At 47.7% G+C, this 21,746-nt stretch carries 17 protein-coding genes and 1 tRNA gene; 1 reads left to right on the top strand and 17 read right to left on the bottom strand.

What is annotated here, in order from left to right:
* Positions 1 to 65: 65 nt before the first annotated feature.
* The 15 genes from pdxT to T360_RS0101665 form a co-directional block, all read right to left on the bottom strand.
* Entirely contained in the window at positions 66 to 614 is a 549-nt protein-coding gene (gene pdxT / locus T360_RS0101730) for a pyridoxal 5'-phosphate synthase glutaminase subunit PdxT (protein WP_028911258.1), read from the bottom strand.
* A gap of 11 nt (positions 615 to 625) precedes the next feature.
* A complete protein-coding gene (gene pdxS / locus T360_RS0101725; RefSeq protein ID WP_028911257.1) occupies positions 626 to 1,501 on the bottom strand; it encodes a pyridoxal 5'-phosphate synthase lyase subunit PdxS in 876 nt (291 codons plus the stop codon).
* An 8-nt stretch (positions 1,502 to 1,509) separates the two neighbouring features.
* Positions 1,510 to 2,400, bottom strand: coding sequence for a bifunctional hydroxymethylpyrimidine kinase/phosphomethylpyrimidine kinase (locus T360_RS0101720; RefSeq protein WP_028911256.1), 891 nt, complete (start codon positions 2,398 to 2,400; stop codon positions 1,510 to 1,512).
* Positions 2,401 to 2,519: 119 nt separating this feature from the next.
* Positions 2,520 to 5,426 (bottom strand): TonB-dependent receptor, encoded by a 2,907-nt coding sequence (locus T360_RS14380; RefSeq protein WP_231488031.1) that lies wholly within the window; start codon positions 5,424 to 5,426, stop codon positions 2,520 to 2,522.
* Between the two features lie 10 nt (positions 5,427 to 5,436).
* Complete coding sequence (locus T360_RS16455) at positions 5,437 to 5,739, bottom strand: hypothetical protein (RefSeq protein WP_231488029.1); 303 nt, start codon at positions 5,737 to 5,739, stop codon at positions 5,437 to 5,439.
* Positions 5,726 to 7,258, bottom strand: coding sequence for a cellulase N-terminal Ig-like domain-containing protein (locus T360_RS14375; protein WP_231488027.1), 1,533 nt, complete (start codon positions 7,256 to 7,258; stop codon positions 5,726 to 5,728). Before T360_RS14375 ends, T360_RS16455 begins: the two co-directional genes overlap by 14 nt.
* A 27-nt stretch (positions 7,259 to 7,285) precedes the next feature.
* Positions 7,286 to 8,284 carry a LacI family DNA-binding transcriptional regulator gene (locus T360_RS0101705; protein WP_028911255.1) on the bottom strand — a complete coding sequence of 333 codons (999 nt, stop codon included), beginning with the start codon at positions 8,282 to 8,284 and terminating at the stop codon, positions 7,286 to 7,288.
* Positions 8,285 to 8,415: 131 nt separating this feature from the next.
* A complete protein-coding gene (locus T360_RS15600) occupies positions 8,416 to 10,503 on the bottom strand; it encodes a PP2C family protein-serine/threonine phosphatase (protein WP_231488025.1) in 2,088 nt (695 codons plus the stop codon).
* A gap of 31 nt (positions 10,504 to 10,534) precedes the next feature.
* Positions 10,535 to 12,040 carry a succinate CoA transferase gene (locus T360_RS0101695; RefSeq protein WP_028911253.1) on the bottom strand — a complete coding sequence of 502 codons (1,506 nt, stop codon included), beginning with the start codon at positions 12,038 to 12,040 and terminating at the stop codon, positions 10,535 to 10,537.
* 81 nt (positions 12,041 to 12,121) lie between these two features.
* Positions 12,122 to 12,769, bottom strand: coding sequence for a hemolysin III family protein (locus tag T360_RS0101690; protein ID WP_028911252.1), 648 nt, complete (start codon positions 12,767 to 12,769; stop codon positions 12,122 to 12,124).
* A gap of 124 nt (positions 12,770 to 12,893) precedes the next feature.
* Positions 12,894 to 14,057, bottom strand: coding sequence for an MFS transporter (locus T360_RS0101685; RefSeq protein WP_028911251.1), 1,164 nt, complete (start codon positions 14,055 to 14,057; stop codon positions 12,894 to 12,896).
* Between the two features lie 36 nt (positions 14,058 to 14,093).
* Positions 14,094 to 16,481 carry a GH92 family glycosyl hydrolase gene (locus tag T360_RS0101680; RefSeq protein ID WP_028911250.1) on the bottom strand — a complete coding sequence of 796 codons (2,388 nt, stop codon included), beginning with the start codon at positions 16,479 to 16,481 and terminating at the stop codon, positions 14,094 to 14,096.
* A gap of 19 nt (positions 16,482 to 16,500) precedes the next feature.
* Complete coding sequence (locus tag T360_RS0101675; protein ID WP_028911249.1) at positions 16,501 to 17,604, bottom strand: ROK family protein; 1,104 nt, start codon at positions 17,602 to 17,604, stop codon at positions 16,501 to 16,503.
* A 21-nt stretch (positions 17,605 to 17,625) separates the two neighbouring features.
* Positions 17,626 to 19,347 carry a class I mannose-6-phosphate isomerase gene (locus tag T360_RS0101670; RefSeq protein WP_028911248.1) on the bottom strand — a complete coding sequence of 574 codons (1,722 nt, stop codon included), beginning with the start codon at positions 19,345 to 19,347 and terminating at the stop codon, positions 17,626 to 17,628.
* Between the two features lie 148 nt (positions 19,348 to 19,495).
* Positions 19,496 to 19,580: transfer RNA gene (locus T360_RS0101665), tRNA-Leu, on the bottom strand.
* A 154-nt stretch (positions 19,581 to 19,734) separates the two neighbouring features.
* On the opposite strand from T360_RS0101665, the gene T360_RS0101660 reads away from it, so the two are divergent.
* Positions 19,735 to 20,832 (top strand): mannose-1-phosphate guanylyltransferase, encoded by a 1,098-nt coding sequence (locus T360_RS0101660; RefSeq protein ID WP_028911247.1) that lies wholly within the window; start codon positions 19,735 to 19,737, stop codon positions 20,830 to 20,832.
* On the opposite strand, the gene T360_RS0101655 is transcribed toward T360_RS0101660, so the two are convergent.
* Positions 20,833 to 21,225, bottom strand: a complete 393-nt coding sequence (locus T360_RS0101655; protein ID WP_028911246.1) for an HIT family protein — start codon at positions 21,223 to 21,225, stop codon at positions 20,833 to 20,835.
* 20 nt (positions 21,226 to 21,245) lie between these two features.
* The gene (gene greA / locus T360_RS0101650; RefSeq protein WP_028911245.1) at positions 21,246 to 21,713 is read right to left on the bottom strand and encodes a transcription elongation factor GreA; all 468 of its coding nucleotides are present in this window, start codon (positions 21,711 to 21,713) and stop codon (positions 21,246 to 21,248) included.
* Positions 21,714 to 21,746: the final 33 nt, after the last annotated feature.

The following is a 21,746-nucleotide window of genomic DNA, read 5'->3' as shown; positions in this document are numbered from 1 at the left end:
TACGAGTCGCACCGATTCTTATTTCAACAGACTTCTTCGTCAAGCGAAGCTGCTATTAGTATCCATCAACACAGTGATATCAGCAACTGGTGCAGACGGGTGTCATCATCGAGTTCGGGATGGAAAGCGGTGGCAATCTGATGCCCCTGACGAGCAGCAACGATATGGCCATCTACTTCGGCTATCGCCCGACAGTCGGCCGACAGCACCTCTTCGATATATGGTGCACGGATAAAGGTCATCGGCACATCGGTACCTATGCCATCAACAGCACCCACAGTATGGAAACTGCCCAACTGACGACCATAGGCGTTACGGCGCACACGGATGTCCATCGTACCCAGATAACCATTGGAGAGCAGAATCATGCCAGCACAGGTGCCCAACACGGGCAGACCGCCGGCAATGGCCTGACGGATAGGCTCCAGCAAGCCCAGCTCCCTGAGCAGACGCATCTGCACAGTGCTTTCGCCACCAGGCAGTACCAGTGCATCGTAGGGACCAGCCTGCCAGTCGCGCAGCTGACGGATCTCCACCGTCTCAGCACCTAAGCGCTGCAGCACCTGCTCGTGCTCTATAAATGCCCCTTGCAGAGCCAACACAGCAATTCTCATTACTTCAATTCTTATTTACCGCGCTCGGCCATTAAGAGTTCAATCTCGTGCTCGTTGATACCCACCATAGCCTCACCAAGATCCTCACTGAGTTCGGCCAGCAACTTGGCATCCTGATAGTTGGTCACAGCCTGTACGATGGCGGCAGCACGCTTGGCTGGGTTGCCACTCTTGAAGATGCCGCTACCTACGAACACACCCTCGGCACCCAACTGCATCATCAGCGCAGCGTCGGCAGGGGTAGCCACACCACCTGCAGCAAAGTTAACTACAGGCAGTTTGCCATTCTCGTGCACGAACTTCACCAGCTCGTAAGGGGCCTGCAACTGCTTGGCAGCCTCGAAGAGCTCATCCTCGCTCATTGAAACCAGACGACGGATCTCGCTCTGCATCAAGCGCATGTGACTCACGGCCTGTACCACATCACCTGTACCTGGCTCACCCTTGGTACGAATCATTGTGGCACCCTCGGCAATACGGCGCAGGGCCTCACCCAGGTTCTTGGCACCACACACGAAAGGTACATCAAACTTGGTTTTGTCGATGTGATAGATGTTATCGGCAGGCGAGAGCACCTCACTCTCATCGATATAGTCAATCTCGATAGCCTGCAGAATCTGAGCCTCGGCAATATGACCGATACGGCACTTTGCCATCACTGGGATGCTGACAGCCTCCTGGATACCACGTATCATCTTAGGGTCGCTCATACGACTCACACCACCTGCTGCACGTATGTCGGCAGGGATACGTTCGAGGGCCATTACTGCGCAGGCACCAGCCTCTTCGGCTATCTTGGCCTGCTCGGGAGTAGTCACGTCCATGATAACACCACCCTTCAGCATCTGAGCTAACTGGCGGTTTAACGCTTGTCTTTCGTTTGTCATTTTATATATTATTTTTTATGTTGAAATTCAGTAGGAGAAACCCCTCTTCGCTTCTTGAAGAAGCGCGACAGATGGGCTTGCGAGGAGAAACCCAGCGACTGGGCCACGTCTTTCAGCGGTTTATTGGTGGTAGTGATAAGCTTCACAATCTCTGTGGTGATGCGCTCATCGATGATGGCCTTTGGCGAACGACCGGCTATCTGTCGGGTGACCTGAGCCAGATAACGCGCACTGACGTTGAGCTGCTCGGCATAGAAAGCCACATCGGCATAGCGGTTGTAATAGTGCTCCACAGCATCAAGAAACTGATTGTAGAGCTCTTCGCTGCGCGTGTTACCATCGGCATAGTCGGCAGGCAACTGCTTCAGATAGGTCTGTGCATGCAGCATGGCATCACTCACCTTCTCGTCGAGACTGAGATAATAGGCCAGCGCAGAACCAAGCTGGTTGGCTGCACCATGACGACGCGGTCCGATAGGCAGGTCGGTAGGTGCCAGCACAATGGTGCACAGGGGGATAATCAGGCGCTGGATAGCCTCATAGACACGGGGCTCTACCAGCTGCTCGCCACGGGTAGAAGTGAGCACGGGGGCATAGATGATATGACAAGGCTTATAGCGCTTCAACACATCGGCCAGCATATCCACCACATCGATACGGCGCAGCAGACCTATCTTGACGATTTGTGGCTGCAGGTCGTTGATGATAGCCTCAACCTGTTGACGTACTACTGATGCAGGCAGGTCGTGGAACTCCTGAATACCCAGGGTGTTCTGCACGGTGATCGACGTAATGGCTGATGCGGCCACACCACCCAGTGCACTGATAAGTCGGATGTCGGCCTGTACACCCGAACCACCTGTGCCGTCGCTACCTGTTATCGTAAGTATCGTTTTCATGTGTGCAAAGGAAACAAAAATCACCGAAATAGCCAAATATTATTCCCACAATGATAAAAAAAACTGCAATTTGGAAAAAAATTGCAGTTTTTCTATCGTTTTTACTCACAAATGATTACTTATCGGCGCCAGCCGCGGTTGCGGTTGTCATGGCCGCCCCACTTCTTGTCGTAACGGCCTTCGGTATCCACTTTTCCACCAAACATATTCAGGCGGTAGCGCACATGGAGCATAGCGTAGGAGTTGACACTGTTGAAGCGGGTATCACTACGACCTGAGGCATTCACCCAGCGCTCGTAGTTGCTCTGCTGACTAAGCAGATCGTAGAAGTTCAGGGCCACGATGAGCGACTTACTCTTCAGGAAGGCCTTTGACACCTGACCATTCCAGATCAGCTCGTTGGTGTTCATCGACTCGTCGTTATAGCCACGACGACTGCGCTCATGCAAGTTCATGCTGAGCTCTACCTCGAGCGGCAGGCGCACCAGGAACTGTCCACCATAGTTAAACTGCCAGGTGTCGAGGTTGGCCGTTGGCTGCAACTCGTTGCGCGAGTGCTGGTAGTTGAGCAGACCGTCGAGCGTTACTTCCAACCAATCATTGCGGTAGCCCATCGAGACGCGCTCAATGAGGTTGGTGGTACGTGTGGTGTTCTTGGCGGCATCGGCTTTGTCTTGAGCCACATAGCTCACATAGTTATTATAACGCACGCGCGAGTCGGTGCCTACATTCCAATGGGCAGTGGTGTCGATGGCGGTATTAAAGGTAAAGCCGGCATTCATATTCCAGTTGCCATTGATATTCTCTGGTCGGGTGATGCTTCCACCTGTGGTGGGGTTATAGCGCACCAGGTTAGAGATGGCATTACGGATGTGACGATAGTTGGCATACACCACGATAGAACGCTTATGGCGCACAATATAGTTATTGTAATAACCATTGAGCGAGCTGGTGAACTGCGGCTTCAATCCGGGGTTACCCTGTGTGATGTAGAGAGGATTAGAGTCGTCAGTAATGTCGAGCAACTGTGTCATCTCTGGCTGACGGGTGTCACCACGATAATGAAGCCACAGGTTGCTCTGATCACTGAATTTATAATGAAAGTCAAATGTTGGCGTGAGATTGGTGACATTGCGCACGGTATCTACATATACACCACGATAGTCCTGTATAAAGTTAGAGTGCTGGGGCTGAACCAGGAAGCCGAGGTTATAATCATACTTCTCCACACGGTGGCGCAGGTTCAAGCGCACGTTGTGGGTATAGTTCTTATACTCGGAATAGCGGCTCAGGTCGCGATCCAGATAGTCGTCGAGGGTGTTATACACGCTGTGCAGCCAGGGGTCCCAATTGCGATATTCGGGGATGATGCCGGCAAAGATATTCTGCGGCAGACTCCTAAAGTCGTAAGTAAGACGGTCGCTCTTGTTCTGACTGTAGCGCAGTTCATAGCTCAGCTGCAGGTGGGCACCCTTCCACAGTGGCTCGCTGTATGATGTGCGCAATACGTAACCATAGTTGTCGGTAGGCGTGGTGTTGTAGCGGGCCGTGAAATAGGTTGAGTCGTTGCCATACTGGTCCTGCTGACGGAAGAGGTGCACCTCATTATCGCTCACACTCTTGTTCTCGCTATCGCCGGCACTACCCTCTACACGCAGGATGATATTGCGACCGCGAGGATTCAAACGGCGATAGAGTTGCAGCATGGCCCAGGCATTCTTGTTCTCGCCATAGGTAAGACTGGCATTCACATTCTGGTTGATGATATAGCTATCCAACTGCGAGAGCTGGTTCAGCGGGTCGGTAGCATAGAGATAAGGGTCGGCATCGAAGGTGGCAGCCAGCGACTGTGTGGTGCCATCGTTGGTGCCGTAGCTACCATTGGCACGCACCAGGATATTAGTCAGACTGTCGGGCTTCCACTCAAAACGCATGTTACCCCACCAGTTGTCGCTACGGGTGTAGTTGGCAGTGAGGGTGTTAGAGAAGGTGCTGCTCTGACTGTAGAATTCCTCCTTGGCATTCTCAGTCTGGTTGTCGCCACCACGGTGATTCCAACGCACACTTGCATCAATCTTCAATTTATCATTATCATCATAGTTGAAGTTGGTGCCCAGCATCTTGCGTGAGTTCAGACCACGACGATTCCACCAGCCCGCATTCTCTTCCTTGTTATTAAAGTTGCCCAGCAGCACAAAGCGTGTCTTATCGGTAAAACTGCTACCCATACCTCGCGAGGCATAGCGGTGCTTCGTACCGCCACCCAAGTCAAGATTGGTCATGTAGCCACGGTTCATACCTTTCTTAATAGAGAAGTCGAGCACGGTTTCCTTCTCACCATCCTCGATACCAGTGATACGCGACTCATCGCTCTGCTGGTCGTAGAACTTCATGTTCTGGATGATGTTCACAGGGATGTTCTTCAAGGCTGTTTCTACATCACCTAGCATAAACTCCTTACCATCCAGCAGGATCTTCTTCACCTGCTTACCGTTGATGGTGATGTTGCCTTCTTCATCCACCTCGGCACCAGGGATACGCTTAATCAACTCTTCGATAGGCGATCCTTCTGGCGTACGATAAGCTTCAGGGTTATAGACAAGTGTATCCTTCTTAACAATCACTTGAGCTGCACGACCGGTGACAACTGCCTCACGCAGCATGATACTCTCGGTCTCCATCAGCAGGTTGCCTAAATCCTGATTGACATTGCGTCGCAGAGTTATCTCACGATCGATGGTCTGATAACCCACCGAGGATATCTTCAGACGATAGGTGCCACTGGAAGGGGCTGTGAGATAAAAATTACCTTTATCATTACTAACTGTGCCTCCTACGAAAGTGCTATCTGAGGCTGAAAACAACTGAATAGTAGCCTGAACCATCGGTTCCTTAAGTTCGGCATCACGAAGCTGACCTCGTATCGTCAACTTACGGTCCTCAGTATCAGGCTGAGCCTGGATACTGAGGATAGTAAAGCATAAAAATAAAGTAAAAAAGAATAGTTTTTTGTATTGAAACATCATTTATTAATTATTATTTAGTAACTATATTCTTAAAGGAAGAACCAAAGATGACGTACTGGGTGTTGCCAGCGATGGTACCTTCGTTCTGTCCCCAGAGGAAGGGCCAATCATCATAGTTCTCAAAGTGGTCGGGCTGACGGAACAACAGACCTGGAGCCACATTGCCTGGAATGAATGAAAAATCGGCGCGGTTATTGCCATAGAACACCTGTTTTGGACGGGCTGCACCTACAACAGCCACAAACGAATAGTTGTGATAGGGGTGACAGCCGTAGAGCCAATTGCTGACACGATAGACCTCATCCTTGCTCACCACTGCCAAGCCAACTGAAGTCGGCCTCCATCTGACGGTCGGCAGCTATCTTGTTCATCAGGGCATCAGCCTCCTGCTTCAGACGTTTGGATTGAGCCAGAGCACGGGCAGCCAGATCATCGTTATACCCCTTCAGCGCTTTGCTGGCAGCAGCAAACATGGTGGCAGCCTGCTGGTCCAGACGCGGACTACGGGTGGTAAAGGCCCACATATCATCGGGTGTACCACTACGCTTGCCATCAGCCGACACCTCGTAAGGTTTCAAACTAGGATCGTAGTGCAGTCCATCGGTAATGGAAGCGGCATCACCCAAGTGATGGTAGTTGTCGAGCACCGAGTTAGAGAGTGTGGATGCCATGTGACCAATCTGCTCAGCCTGAGCCACCAGATTAAGGGTGCCATGCTCGATAAACTGCAGGATATCGGGCACGCCATCAGGACGATGCAGATCCACATAACGCTGCTGCTGACTCACAAAGGTGACATCGCGCTGGGGCTTGAAGAGTTCCCATGTACGGATAAAGTTCTGCACCACATTGATGTTAGAACCGGTCTCTATATCAAAGTCGCCTGCATCAAAGAAGCCACCTACATTCAAACCAGGAATCAGTTCCAGAGGCTTATACTTGGTGTCGGTAGTGGCACCCTGACGGTGCAAATCGAAATGATCGCTCTCAGGGGCCTGCAGATAACCTTCCTTGAAGGGTTCACCATGCCAGGTGCGGTAACCCTCGTTCACATACATGTGGTTCATACGGATAGGCACCCACACATCGGTGGTGGCATCGGTAATCTGGTCATACACATGCTCATCAATCAGGAAATCATTGGAGCGGGTGGCACCATACTGAATATAATAGACACCAGGTGTGGTGACAGAAGTGAAGTCGAACTTCACATAATTATATTTATAATAAGGCCCCCAGTTATTAACAGCTCCGACGAAGGCCTCCTCGGCAGTACCATCTGCCAGGATGCGCATGAGCGAAGCGGTGGCCTGAGGCTGGTCGTTCTTATCAAGCTCGATGACAGCTACCTTAGGCTGCTCAGGAACGTAACCCACTTGTGAGAAACCGATGTTAGGTTCACGAATCCAACCTGGAATAGCATGGGGTTCAACAGTCCACGAGAGCACCTTTCCCGTCTGATTGGCAGGCAACACGCTACGAAGCACATACCAACCATTCTGAGCCAGAATACGACCATCATAGAGCTTCAACTCGGCATCGCTGCTGATGCTGACCATACGATCGGCCTGATCAGTAGCCAGCGTGATATGATGAGCGGTCTCAATAGGCAGCGGATCAACAAAACGTGCTGTTCCGCGGTCGTCGTAGGTCTTAAAGCCTTTAAACTGGCGGGGCTTCTCGTCGTTAAATCCGCCATTGAAATTATTACTGTACACCAGCACATTCACACCTTGGCGTTCAAAATACTCACGGGCGTTGAGCTGTAACGCCTGAGCCCGACCAGCCAGTGACACTGTCACTAATATAAATAATGATAATAAGTTCTTCATAAATCGTTCTAATATAGAATATAAGTCCTATCGCGTACTGTCACGCACCTCGAAGAAAGCATTCACGATGACATGATTGATACAGCTTTCTCCATCAAGCTGGTCCTTCAATAACTTGAACGCCTTACAACCTATCTCTTTTTGGTTCTGGCGCACGAATGATAAGCGTGGTGTCACCACCTCAGATATCCAGTCGCTCATATATCCTACTATCGCTATGTCCTCTGGTATCCGAAGACCACGACTCTCAATGGCCTTCATAGCAGCCATGGCCAACAAACCATGACTGGCAATAATAGCATCTGGTGCCTCTGGCTGGTCTAACAGCTCAAGGGTATTGGCGAATCCTGATTCATAGCTGATAGGACTACACTTCACCATATCCTTACGGATGACGTAGTCATGCTGGCGCAACGACTCCAGATAACCATGCTTTCGATTAGAAGTCTGCTTCATCTTGTTAGGACCTCCAAGGAAGGCGACGCGACGTGCACCACCATCAATCAAGTAGTTGGTAGCCTGATAAGCCGAGTCAGCATCATTGATAACTACCGATGATATGTCGATATCAGCATCTCTATCAAACAGCACCACAGGCATGTGAATCTTTTTAAGATGCTGGATATGCTGGAAGTCAACAGTATCTTGAGCCAGACATATAATAATACCCTCTACATGCATATTAACCAACAAGTCGATACAATGCTTCTCGTTTTCGCATTTATCGCCAGAATCAGTAATGATGCACATATATCCAACTTTCCTTGCTTCAGACTCTATACGCTTCACGATATGCGCATAATGACTGAAAGATACATCAGGCACCACAACACCAATAGTACGCGTAGTGTCATAACGCAAACTTACAGCAAAAGGATTAGGACGATAGCCTCGCTCCTTAGCAAGACTCATTATCTTCTGTCTCAACTGCTGACTTACACCTTCTAAGCCACGAAGTGCACGGGAAACTGTGGAAACGTTGACACCCAACAAGTTAGCGATTTCTCGCTGTGAGATTCTTTTCATCTGAGTTCATGTATAATGTTAGCCAGCACAAAATTACATATTTTCGCGCAAATAGAAGCGCAACAAAACACAAAAAAGTATCGCAACGCGTTGCGATACTTTTCTATCATTTAAAGGGGATTTTTTACTCTTTATCCCACCTTCAAGCACATCATGGTCAAGTCGTCGTTTGGCTCGGCACCATTACGGTGCTCCTCAACCTGACGCTTCAGTGTCTCGATCACCTGCATAGAGTTAGCAAAGTGGGTCTCACGCAGCACATCGAGCATGTGCTCATCACCAAAGCGCTCGAGCTCAGGATTCTCAGCCTCGTTCAAGCCATCAGTATAGATGAAGAGAGGCTTGCCCTTGATGCTCTCGATAACCTCTCCCTCGAACTCCAGACCTTGCCACAGACCGATAGGTGCATTTGGAACCATCTTGAGGAAGTTGCCACCATCGGCATCACCACCCAGTACAGGAGGATTATGACCGGCGTTACAGAAGTCGAGACGACCTGTAGTGAGGTCAACCAGACCAATGAACATGGTGATGAACATACCGTTCTCATTATTCTCGGTCAACTCATTGTTGATACGTGTACAAATCTCAGCTGGTGAGTAGTGCTGCTTAGCCATAGCACGGAACAAACGAATCACCTGAGCCATGAACAGAGAGGCAGGCACACCCTTACCAGATACGTCACCAATAGCGATATAGAGGTGATTCTTCTCCATGAAGTAGTCGTACAGGTCACCTCCAACCTCCTTGGCAGGTGTCATAGATGCGAAGAGGTCCAGACCTTCGCTGGTAAGATTGGCCGCAGGAATCATAGACATCTGGATTTCACGGGCAATGCGCAACTCACTCTCGATACGCTCACGGGCTGTGGTAGCATCCTCCAACTGATCGTAGGCATCCTGCAACAGAGCAAATGCCTTACGCTTGTGGATGACATAGAAGCCCAGGAATCCAGAGAGTAATACAAAGATGATACCCAAGGTAATCAGGCGCTGACGGAACATCTCGTGATCACGCTTCTCTACCTCCCACTGACTGCGAGCCAGCTCTTCCTCCTTCTGGTGAGTCTCGTAGATGGTAGCCATCTCGGCAGTATCATCGCGCTTAGACCATACCAGCGCAGAATCGTAAGCATTACAGATCTGAACAGCTACATTCAGGGCTGAGTCACGACGACCGGCACCAAAGTTAGCGCGGAACTTTGGAACAAGATACATAGAGATGTTGTCCAGGTTCATCTTCATATCGCGGAAACCAATCCAGTGGTCGAGCATCTGGAAGTTCTTGGCAGCTTCGGCATAGCGATGCGCCTTCATCAGATAGTCGTTGGCATCCAACTGACCCTGCTCGCTCTTGGCATACTCTGTCTTCTGGAAAGCAGCAAAGCTGGCTTCAGCTTCAGCTACACGTCCTTCAGAATAGGCTGTGAGCGAGTTGAACAAGCGGATACGGGCACGGAAATGATCGCAGAACTCAGAGTCGGCATCTGGACGCAAACGATAAACGTAGAGCACAGAGTCGGTACGGTCGTTCCACTTCTGACCCAGATCATAATGCTGGGTGTTCAAGCATGCCACCGTGATGTTGTTGATACCTGTAATAGCCGCACGAATACGAGAACCGTTGGTATCCTTCTCGTTGATTGAGTGTCTGTACTGCTGATACGCCTTCTCGTAGCTTTCCTCAGCATCCTCAACATGCCCCAGATACATCTGTGCCGAACCAATCACATAGTAGAGGACAGCCAAGTCGCGTGACTGCGCTTTGGGATTATCCTCCAACTTTTCAACAGCAGGTGTCGAGATACGCAGGGTAGTCTCGTAATCGTTCTTAACAGAAAGCTGCTGTGCCAATGTACGAGCCGAACGACTATAGAACACTACGTCCTCATCATCCAGCGTCTCTACATCCAGCGCCTTCTTGAAATAAAGCTCAGCACCAGCCTTGTCTTTCTTGCTGTTGAGTGCTGTACCACGCATGTAGTTCGCTCTTACATGACTGATGTCACCAGCTTTCTCCAGACTATCAGCCAGAGCGAACTTGCGATCATAATCCTTTGCCTGTTCTACAGCATAAATCACGCTGTCGATGGCATTCACCTTTAGTGAATCTTTTTCTGATCTGCCATTTCCTTTTCGTGAGTCATTACCACACGATGACAGAACCACTGTAGCCAGAATAAATAAAATCCTGAAACAGCCTCTTTTCCAATCTCTCATATAATAGTTTTCCTTTATTTTCTTTCTTATGTTATTTCACGTATTCAGCAAAGTCTGTCAGTTTCATATCACCCTTACGAGCTAGTGTGTCATGCATGGCAAATGCTGCTGTCAGTCTGTGTCGGGTCTGTCCCATCTTGGCAATCTTAAGGTAATCCCAGAGCAACTGCTTGTAATCAGGGTGAGCACAGTTCTCAATAATGCACTCTGCACGCTGTGCGGGACTCTTGCCACGCAAGTCGGCCACTCCCTGTTCGGTAACAATGATGTTGACATCGTGCTCTGACGAATCCTGATGGCTCACGAATGGCACGATAGAACTGATCACACCACCCTTAGCAATTGAAGGACAGGTGAAGATTGAGAGGTAAGCGTTGCGGATAAAGTCACCGCTACCACCGATACCATTCATCATCTTCACGCCACTGATGTGGGTTGAGTTCACATTACCATAGAGGTCGGCCTCGATAGCCGTATTAATAGCAATAACACCTAATCGACGAATAATCTCAGGCGAGTTAGAAATCTCACTCTGGCGCAATGTCAGATGATGCTTCATATAGTCCATATTGTCATAAACCTGCATCAGGCAGTCGTTAGATACAGTCAGCGAACAAGCCGATGCATCTTTCACACGTCCGTTCAGCATCATCTCAATCACTGAGTTCTGAATAACCTCAGTATAGATATTGAAATCGGGCACATGCTTATCCTCACCCAATGCCCCAAGAATAGCGTTGGCAGTAGAGCCTACACCACTCTGCAGAGGCAGGAACTCCTTAGGGATACGTCCTTTGTGCATCTCCTCTACCAGGAACTCGGCTGTCAGGAAACCAATCTTCTCGGTTACAGGGTCGCTATCCTTAAAGGCGCGAGCCTCATCAGGAATATTACACTCTACAACACCTACCACCTTTTCCTTGGGAATACTTACGTATGGCTTACCAATTCGGTCGCCTACATGTTCGATGGGTATAGCCTTGCGGTAAGGAGGATCAAGGGGCTCATAGACGTCATGTATGAATTTGGCATTTGGATTGTGGAATGAGTTAAGTTCCAGAATAACCTTCTTGGCCAAGCGGGCTGCTGTAGGCGAAATACCGCCAGCAGCTGTCAGATAGACATGATAGTCGTTGCCCACCTCTTCGATGTCGCACACCTCGAGGATAGCCCAATCCAAATCGCCGTAGAAACCATAGCGCAGCTCTTGTGCCATGTGGCTCAAGTGCAGGTCGTTGTAAGGGATTTCACCCAGATTCACGTGCTTACGAAAATCGGGGTTAGTAGTATAAGGAGCACGATATTTGATTGCTTGCGCATTTGCCAAGTCACCATCAGTACTCTGTCCAGTAGAAGCACCAGTAAAAATGCCTACCTTAAATTCGCGACCAGCCTCATGTTCAGCCACCGCAAGTTTAGCTAGTTCTTTAGTTGTTGCTTTGGCCACACCTGCAGGTGTAAAGCCGCTCATGGCGATATTCTCGCCATTCTTAATCAATGCTGCCGCTTCAGCAGCTGTGATACGTATAAATGCCATAATAGACCTAATTTGCAAATTCGCGTGCAAAATTACTAAATTTCGGCGAAACTACCAAGAAAAAAGCCGAACTTTTAACCATTATAAGTACTCCATCAACACATCCCACACGGCAATGATGTGACAGATGCTGCCCGCCAACACAAAAAAATGGAAAACAGAGTGCATATATTTGGTCTTATTCAAAGAATAAAAAACAGCTCCTGTAATATAACTCACCCCCTCTGCAATAATCCAAATGACAGCGGCTGTAGAGACCGAATCAATGAGCGGCTTGAAGGCCACAAGAACACTCAGTCCCATACCGACGAAACAGAAGGTTTCCAGGTTAGAATGCTCTTTTAGATGGATAAAACTAACTATCGTACCGGCGATAGCACATGCCCAAACAAAGCAAAAAAGGCTCCATCCCCAATAGCCTTGTTCGCGCAATGCAATGAGTGTCAATGGCGAATAGGAACCTGCTATATGCCAATAGATAGCTGCATGATCCCATTTCCGCAGGCGCTCTTTCCACTTTGAGTGATGCTTTATAGAATGATAAATCGTAGAAGCAGCATACGACCCGAGCATACCAAACAAGTAAAGGATAACACCAACTCTTGCCCAGTTATTATCACCCTTGAAACACCATACCAAAAAGATAACACCAAAGACAATGCCCATCAGAACACCTCCTCCATGAGAAGCGGCATTCCATATCTCTTCCTTTTTGGTATATCTAATCATACACTAACCACGACTTATTAATGGTGCGTGCAAAGGTAACAACTTTTATCGAAAACTCACTATCTTTTGAAACGTTTTTTATAATTTAACAAAGTAAAAATGACCAAATAATAGGAAATATCGACTATTTCCCAAGTTGAATGCCAAAGGCACAATAAGTGAGATAGAGCACACAGCACAGCGTCACAACGATACCACCAACAATACCCACAGCACCTATTGCCAACCCAATGGCTGGCGTCACAACGCCACCACCAGCCACAGCGGTAATCATAAGTCCGGAGATCTGGTTGGCCTTATCAGGCATAGCCTGCAATGCCATGGAATAGATGATAGAGAAGATTGACGAGGCAAAGAATCCCACTGCCCCTATACATACCAGATTGATCACATCATCTTGTAAGAACGTCATCACCAGCAACGCAGCCATGCAACATAAGATATTGACTCTGAAGTACTTAACACCCGGCACACGTGCCAAAGCGATAGTACCGACAAAAGCACCAATAGTACGGCAGAAGAAATAGACCTGGGGTGCAAATTTCACCTCGCTTTCGTTCCAGCCAAACCGCATTGCCATCAACTTAGAACTGATATAATTGGTAGCCACATCAATGCCTACGATAAAGAATATGCCAAAGAACAGCAGACATATCGTGGTATCACGCAACAAAGCGAATGACGAGCGGAGCGTGACTTGATCGGCACACTTCTGCACCGTCTCATGCTCTATCGGCGTCAGCATCAGCCAAACAGCCGACACCAACGTCATCAAACCTAATATCGGGAAACAGTAATACCACTTATCTGCCCCCCAATACGCCACAGCCATTAACACAATCTCTGGACCTAACAACGAAGATAGGGCCTTGATTACCTGACCAGCAGTCAAACTACTGGTCAGGAGTTTCTCATCGGTCATCACATTGCTCAGCAATGGATTCAGAGAAACCTGCAGGATGGCATTACCAATACCCAACAAGGCATAGGCCAGCATACAGGTTGTACTATTATAATGCACCAGTGGCATGAGCATACCCAACACGGTGATACCCATACTCAGCAGAACAGTATTCTTTCTCCCCCACTTGGTCATCTGATTGCCTACAGGGATACCCAGGAACAGGAACCAGATGAACACCAGCGAAGGCACCAGTCCTGTCATCGCAGGCGACCATCCGAAGCTACGCTGCACATAGTCGGATGAGATACCTACGATATCACAGAAGCCCATTACAAAGAAACCGAACAATATCGGAAGCGCCGAAACGATTGTCTTCTGTTTCATCACTTTAATCATATTATAGGTGGTACAGTTCGACAATTACTGTGGACATGGCACAGACTCTTCTATTCCCCACAAACTGTTGGGCTGGGCACCCATCTTGAGCTTAAGCACACCACCCTTGAAGAGTTCATCGCGAAACAACCAACACTTGTTCCAAGCCTTACCATTCAATTCGGCCGACTGGATATAACCAGCATTGGCACCATTACCCTCGGTCTCGATAACAAAGGTTTTACCAGAGGCATACTTATCACTCAACTGAATCTCGATTCTGTCGAAGAGCGGACTACCAATCTGGTAAGTAGGATGCTGACAAGCACCACCCTGCACATCAAACAATCCCATTGCAGCCAGCACAAACCAGGCGCCTAACTGACCTTGGTCTTCGTCCTGACCATAGCCATAGCCATGCTCTCCTGTTGTACCATAGAACTCTTCACAGATGAGTCGCGTCCACTTCTGTGTAAGATAAGGCTTGCCAGAGAAATTAAACAACCAGGGGATATGCAGACTTGGCTGATTGCCATGATTATAGGGGCTTGACAAACCAGAGAAGGCATTCACCACCTTACCACCACCGAAGATAGTCTTTCGGGCTTCAGTAAAGATAGAGTCGAGACGATGATTGAATTCACCTTTACCAACACGAGCCACCAAACCTTCAGGGTTATGGGGCACAAAGAATGTGTATTGAAATGCATTTCCCTCCTGAAAGCCTCTCCATGATTCAAGGGGATTAAAGTGGTCAATGAAATTGCCATTAGCTACACGCGGACGAATCATCTTCAAGTCGTCATCAAACAGTTTTGCCCAACCATTTGATAGCGTCATCAGCTGCCTGTAGTCAGCCTCTCTGCCTAACGACTTAGCCAACTGAGCCACAGCATAGGCACTGAAACTATACTCAACAGTATGAGAAACAGAGAACTGTGATCCGCCAGGATGCGTACCATAGAAGATACTATCATCAAACGGCACAAAACCCTTTTCTACAAACTGCCCGACATCGGTCTTGCCTGCACCTTCGATACGGTTTGCCGAGCAGAGTTCGTTCTTCAGCACTGCCTCATAAGCTGTATTGATATCATAATCACGGATACCGCTGTTATAAGCACCTGCTATGGCCACACTTACCATATTGGTACCTACACCCGACACATACTTGCTATTAGCGATGCCATCACCTAACCAGCCAGCATCTTTATAGACAAGCAACTGACTATTCACCCAGTCGTTATAATACTCAGGGAAAGCCATAGCCCACAAGGGTGTAAGATTCCAATAGCCACCCCAGATAGCATCCGTGTTATAATGATTATGAACCGGCTTGCCATCTTTTCCTGTGGGAATAACACCTACTGTACCATCATTCTTAGGATAAGCACCGTTCACATCACTGGCCAGTCCTCTACCCAGCAACACATGATAAAGACCCGTATAGAATTTAATCTTGTTATCTTCCGTTCCTCCTGAAACTTTGATACGATTGAGTGCCTGATGCCATTTTTGTGTGGTGGCAGACAGTGCCTCGTCAAACGACATATGCTCTGCCTCAGTCTTCAGATTCAACTTAGCATTGGCGATAGAAGTGTACGAAAGACCGATCTTCACGTTCACCTGCTCATCCTGGCGTGTAGAGTAGTTCAAACTCATCATAGCACCCGGACCCTTAATCTCCGAACCTGCTTTCAGTTCGCCATCCTGATAGAACACATCTACTGATGCGGGCACTCTGTCAAGCACAGCATAGAAATACATTGAAACGGTGGCGCCTGCCTGATATTTCTTCACGTACTCAGGCTCTGTTATCACATAACCCTCGATGATATTACTATCCACTTGATGGATATAAGCATCTTTCACAGCACCGCTTTCACCTTGACGGTTACCGATATTAAAAAGGATATGCGACTCCTTGGATGCAGGGAAGGTGTAACGCTGAAAACCAACACGTGAGGTTGCTGTCAGCTCGACCTTCACCTGATAGTCCTTCAGCAACACGGTATAATAGCCAGGACGGGCAGTCTCATCAGCTTTATCAAAACGGGAACGGAAACCCTTGTCAGGGTCTTCAAGCTTACCCGGATTTGTCTTCACTTCACCAGTGACAGGCATCAGCGAAATACCTCCCACCTGGAACTCATGCAAACAAGGGAAACCATCAATAGAACCATGCCCGTCTTCATAGCCAACAGCCTCCCAACCTTGGTTATTACCATAGGTTCCATTGGTAGAAGCACCCAACTTTGCCAATCCAAAAGGCTCGGCTGCAGGGGTATAGAAGAACCAACGACTATGTACTGTACCGAGATTAGGCTTCACATAGTCTAATAATGTCTCGTCGAGCTTTGTGCTCTCTGGTGTAGAGCAACTCATCAAACAAGCTAAGGAAATCAATCCTAAGATAAATCTAGATTTTTTCATTTTTGTGTTATGTTTTAAGTTATCTATTGTTATCAAGTTGTGCCAATGCAAATGTATATGCACCTAAGGCAATAGCGCGACTAGCACCCAATTCAGATAATGTCACACCAATCTTCTTTTCACAGACGTATCTGACTTGTCTTCCGATCATGGGAACCTGTACAAACAGGTCTTTCCCTTCCAGGAATGCAGTCAGTTCTGCCTGGTCTGTCAGGTTATAGGCATCCATCTGCAGACAAGGGAAAGAGTCACCACCAAATGTCTTCAACTGCGCTTTCAGTTCCATCATCAGTCTTGGCATAATATATTTGGCAGCACCTGATACGCCTCCACCTATGGTCACTATACCATCAACGATGTTAAGCGCATTAACGATAGCAGCACCAGCCATCTCTCCTAGTGCCTCAAAAGCAGCGATAGCAGCCGACGGATTACCCATCTTTGCGCCTTCTGCAATATCAAAGATATCTTTTGGAGTAAGCATACTGGCATCGGTCTGTGCCAACTCACCATAGACTCTACGGATGGCACGGATACTCACACTCTCTTCGGCTATCAGCTCCGGATATCTCTTGTTGCGCATCAGCCACAAATCGCCACCACAACCGTTATCACCGGTCAACAGCTTCCCATCTATGACCACACCTGCACCAAACCCCGTTCCTAAAGTGACGCCTATAAGATTCTTATAACGCCTGTCACACCCATGTGCCTTCAGCTGCTGGTTGATGGCAGGCAACGAACCAGCAAGTGCCTCACCGTAAGCAAACAGGTTCCCGTCGTTATTGATAAAAACAGGCACACCAAACTTTTCTGCCAGAAACGGTCCTAACGCCACACCACCTCGAAACGAGGGGAAGTTTGGCAGGTCGCCAATGATGCCATGTTCATAATCAGCGGGACCTGGAAAGGCAAAACTGATGGCCACAGGTACTTCATCCAGTTTATCCATCACTTGCGAGAACCCTTCGACAAGCACCTGCAGACATTTCTCTGTATGATCGGTCACTGCAGCCAGATGGATGGGTTCAAGCAATTCCTTACAGCCTTGTATAGCCGAGAAAACGAAATTTGTACCTCCCGCATCAAGCGTCAGTACTATTCTTTTATCGTGTTGATACATAAGTAGCTACAAGTTATTTGGTTAGCAACGTACATAAGCTTTTATGGTCATGCATGTCTTCCCTTCTGAAAGACCGAAAGGACGAATAGTGTATTCACCCACGCAGGCCGGTACGATGAAGGTCTCTGCATAATGCACCACGAAGGGTTCGAACGCATGGGTAGGACTCTCAATGACAGCCTCCTCACCTTCTATCAAATTAAACACATTCACCCCATTATCGGTATGATGCGTGACAGCCTCACTGAAGGTATGCCTACGTGTTTCTATAAACTCATTCCGATGCAGTCCTGTGCGCTCCTCTGTCCAACCGTCACCTTCTGCCACAACCTCAAACTGATTGCGCAGATGCTGATACACATACTTTGTATCACGCCCCCAGTCGATAACATCCTTACCACGCTCCACATTAATCGGACGCGGCTTTCCGTCTAATCCTAATCGCTGCCAGTCCCACAACTTGAAAGTAAAGATATTGGGTGTAGAACTGATCTCCAGAACCATACTCTCCGAACCAGAGCAATGCACCGTACCGCCAGGAATCAGGAAATGATCATGTTTCTTGGCATCTATCTTATTCACATATTTCTCAGCATCAAACACGAGATCGCCTTTTTGTGCTTGGCGCAAGTCGGCTATCATCGCTTCCTTATCAATACCTTCTTTCAATCCCAGATAGACAACAGCCTCTTTACCGGCATCCAACAGATAGTAGCTCTCATCCTGAGTATAATACATTCCGAAATTCTCACGGATAAACTGAGTGGTAGGATGAACCTGAAGACTCAGGTTTCCACCTCCCATCGTATCCAGGAAGTCGAAACGGATGGGGAAGTCCTTACCGAAACGAGCCTCAACAGGCTCACCAAGCAACGGTCTGCTTTTCAATAAGACCAGATCGACAGAAGGTAATTCAAAACGAACACCATTCACCTCAAACAACAAACTATTCTCTTCGGGCACACAATCAAAGCACCAACCAAAGTTTGATACCGAACGATCCAGATCGCACACCTCTTTCATCCATTGTCCACCCCATGGGGCTGGATCAAAGAATGGCACAACACGGAAAGGTGTCTTTGAGGTGAGCTCTATACCTTTGAAGAACGTTGCCTTATCTATCATTTTGGGTACTGCTGGTATATGCGTATCCAACCACCAGTCGATATCGGCAAAACATTTATCTTTATACTTGTCTAATACGCGCCAGTCGATAAACAAGCCCCTTTTATATTGAATTGAGACGGCATCGTCACGGTTGTCAACACCCAAGGCCTTCACTTCGTGCCTACGGAAACGTTGCTGGATCTCCCAGCGCGCCATATCGACATAGACTTTCAGCGCACCAGATGGTGCCACTTCACACGCGCCTATACCTATTATAATAGTAGGCTCTGTCACCGACGTCAACTCCTCACGAACCGCCTCCAACTTATCAGAACAGAAAAAATCGTCCAACTTTAGGTTGGTTACATAACCAAAGAGCACATCATCGGTCATGAAAGGGGCTGTCATCTTTCTGATTTCTGACTCAGGTTTCATGAGATCACGTGTACGAATGACTCTCCCTAAACCCGAAAACTCACGGATAATAGCCTCCTCATATACACCAGTATAGAAATCTACGCACAAAACCTGATGCTTCATTGCTTCCTTCAATTGGGCAATGATGGCCTCCCAGCCTTGCACAATAGTCCCTTCATACTTCGTAGAAGGAAACTTGTCATAATTAGCTTTCCTCATTGTTAGTTAATGTACTTAAGTTTAGAATTTGCGCTTGCAAAATTATAGACATTAACTGAGTAAACAAAATTAATTTGCATTTTTTAAAATAAAAAAAGTGTTGCAAGTATTTACTCACAACACTGCTGCTCTTGGAAAACTTATTTCTTGGTACCCAGACCCGGGATCGAACCGGGATGGATTGCTCCACTGGTGTTTGAGACCAGCGCGTCTACCGATTCCGCCATCTGGGCTTAACAGAAAACTGTTACATCTCCTAAAGCGGGTGCAAAGATACTACTTTTATTTGAATTACCAAAAGAAAATGAAAAAAAACTCTATTTTTCTTGCTAGTTTCATAAAAAATGCGTATGTTTGCAGGTAGAATATAATACTAAAATCCTAATGATGGAAATAACAGATAAAAAAAATTACTGCGTGATTCTGGCAGGGGGTCGCGGCCAGAGATTATGGCCTGTTAGCCGAGAGCAGCACCCCAAACAGTTCTTAGACCTCTTTGGCACAGGCCGTACATTATTACAGTCAACTTACGATCGCTTTGCAAAGATATTGCCTCCTGAGAATATATTAATATGTACATGCGCAGGCTATCTCGATTTAGTAAAAGAGCAGCTACCTGAAGTTGCCACCAGAAATATTATTGTAGAACCCATACATCGCAACACTGCCCCCAGCGTAGCATGGGCAGCTATGCGTATTCTGCACCAAACGCCAGATGCCAACATTGTCGTATCGCCAAGCGATCAGTTGATACTGAATGAAGCTTCATTTGTCCATAGCATAGATATAGGCATAGGCTATGTCAAAGAGAACAATGTTCTCCTGGCAATGGGTGTAAAGCCCACGCGCCCTGAACCCGGATATGGTTACATCCAGCTTGGCGACCTGAGTTGCAAGCCCGATGTATATAAGGTAAAGTCATTCACCGAGAAACCTGAACGCGACTTTGCACGTATGTTTATGGAGAGCGGCGAGTTTTACTGGAACACGAGTATCTTCATCTCCAGCGCCTATCACCTGCTCGACACATTTGAGCATGTTTTCCCATCGGTGCTTCGCAAATTACGCTACGAGAATCCCAACTACACAGAGGAAGAAGAAGCCAAGTTTGTGGCCGAGAACTATTCTCGCTACCCCAACCTCTCACTCGACTATGCCATCTTAGAGCAAAGTGACAACAACGTATTTGTGATGAAGTGCGACTTTGGCTGGGCCGACCTGGGCACATGGCATGCTATCTACGAAGTGATGCACAAGGTAAACGACGACAATGTTGTGATGGACTCAGAAGTGATTCTTGAAGATTGCAAAAACAACATCATCAAACTCCCTAAAGGAAAACTTGGGGTATTCAATGGTCTGGAAGGTTATATTGTTGCCGAAGAAGACGGAGTACTACTCATCTGCAAGAAGAGCGACAACTCATCGATGGTGAAGAAATATGTAAATGAGGTAAGGATTAAATATGGTGATGAGTTTGTGTAATCACACAAACTCACCACGTATTTTTTCAGCAATCGCTTTAAACTGTTCTTCAGTAAGCTTCAGTTTTTCACGACGGAAATCCACATCAGCCTCACTCTGCATAGGGATGAGGTGGATATGTGCGTGGGGCACTTCAAGACCCAGCACTACCTGTGCAACCTTCTTGCAAGGGAATGCTTTCTTCACGGCCAAAGCCACACGTTTTGCAAACACCTGATAGCGCGCCAGCTCATCATCGGTCATATCGAAGATATAATCAACTTCGCGACGTGGAATCACCAACGTATGCCCCTCTACCAATGGATTGATATCGAGGAAAGCATAGAACTCTTCGTTCTCAGCACACTTGTAGCTGGGAATCTCGCCTGCAGCGATTTTGCTAAATATATCCATACTCAATTATCAATTATATCTTATCCCACGGTAATCTTATCGATGCGCAGCTTGATAACGCCACGAGGTATCTTCACCTCCACCTCATCACCTTCCTTGTGGTTGAGCAAGCCCTGGGCAATAGGTGTCTGGATAGAGATCTTACCCTCACGCAAGTTAGCCTCACTCTCACTCACGATAGTGTAGGTCATCTTAGCCTTGTTGGTAAGATTAGTCATCTCAACCTTAGACAGGATCTGTACAGAATCAGTACTCAATCTGCTGGTATCGATGATCTTTGCTTCTGAGATTGTCATCTTCAACTGATTGATTTTATCCTCAAGATGAGCCTGTGCCTCCTTAGCGGCATCGTACTCAGAATTTTCACTCAGGTCGCCCTTCTCACGGGCCTCGGCGATAGCTGCTGACGCCTTTGGACGCTCAACACCTTCTAAACGCTGCAGTTCGGCTATCAGTTTGTCGTAGCCTTCTTGTGACATGTATGCCATAACTATTCAATTTTATTAATTTACACTATTACT

The sequence above is a fragment of the Prevotella sp. MA2016 genome (assembly GCF_000619825.1).
Lineage (GTDB): Bacteria > Bacteroidota > Bacteroidia > Bacteroidales > Bacteroidaceae > Prevotella.
This window is presented reverse-complemented; position numbering and strand designations above follow the sequence as displayed.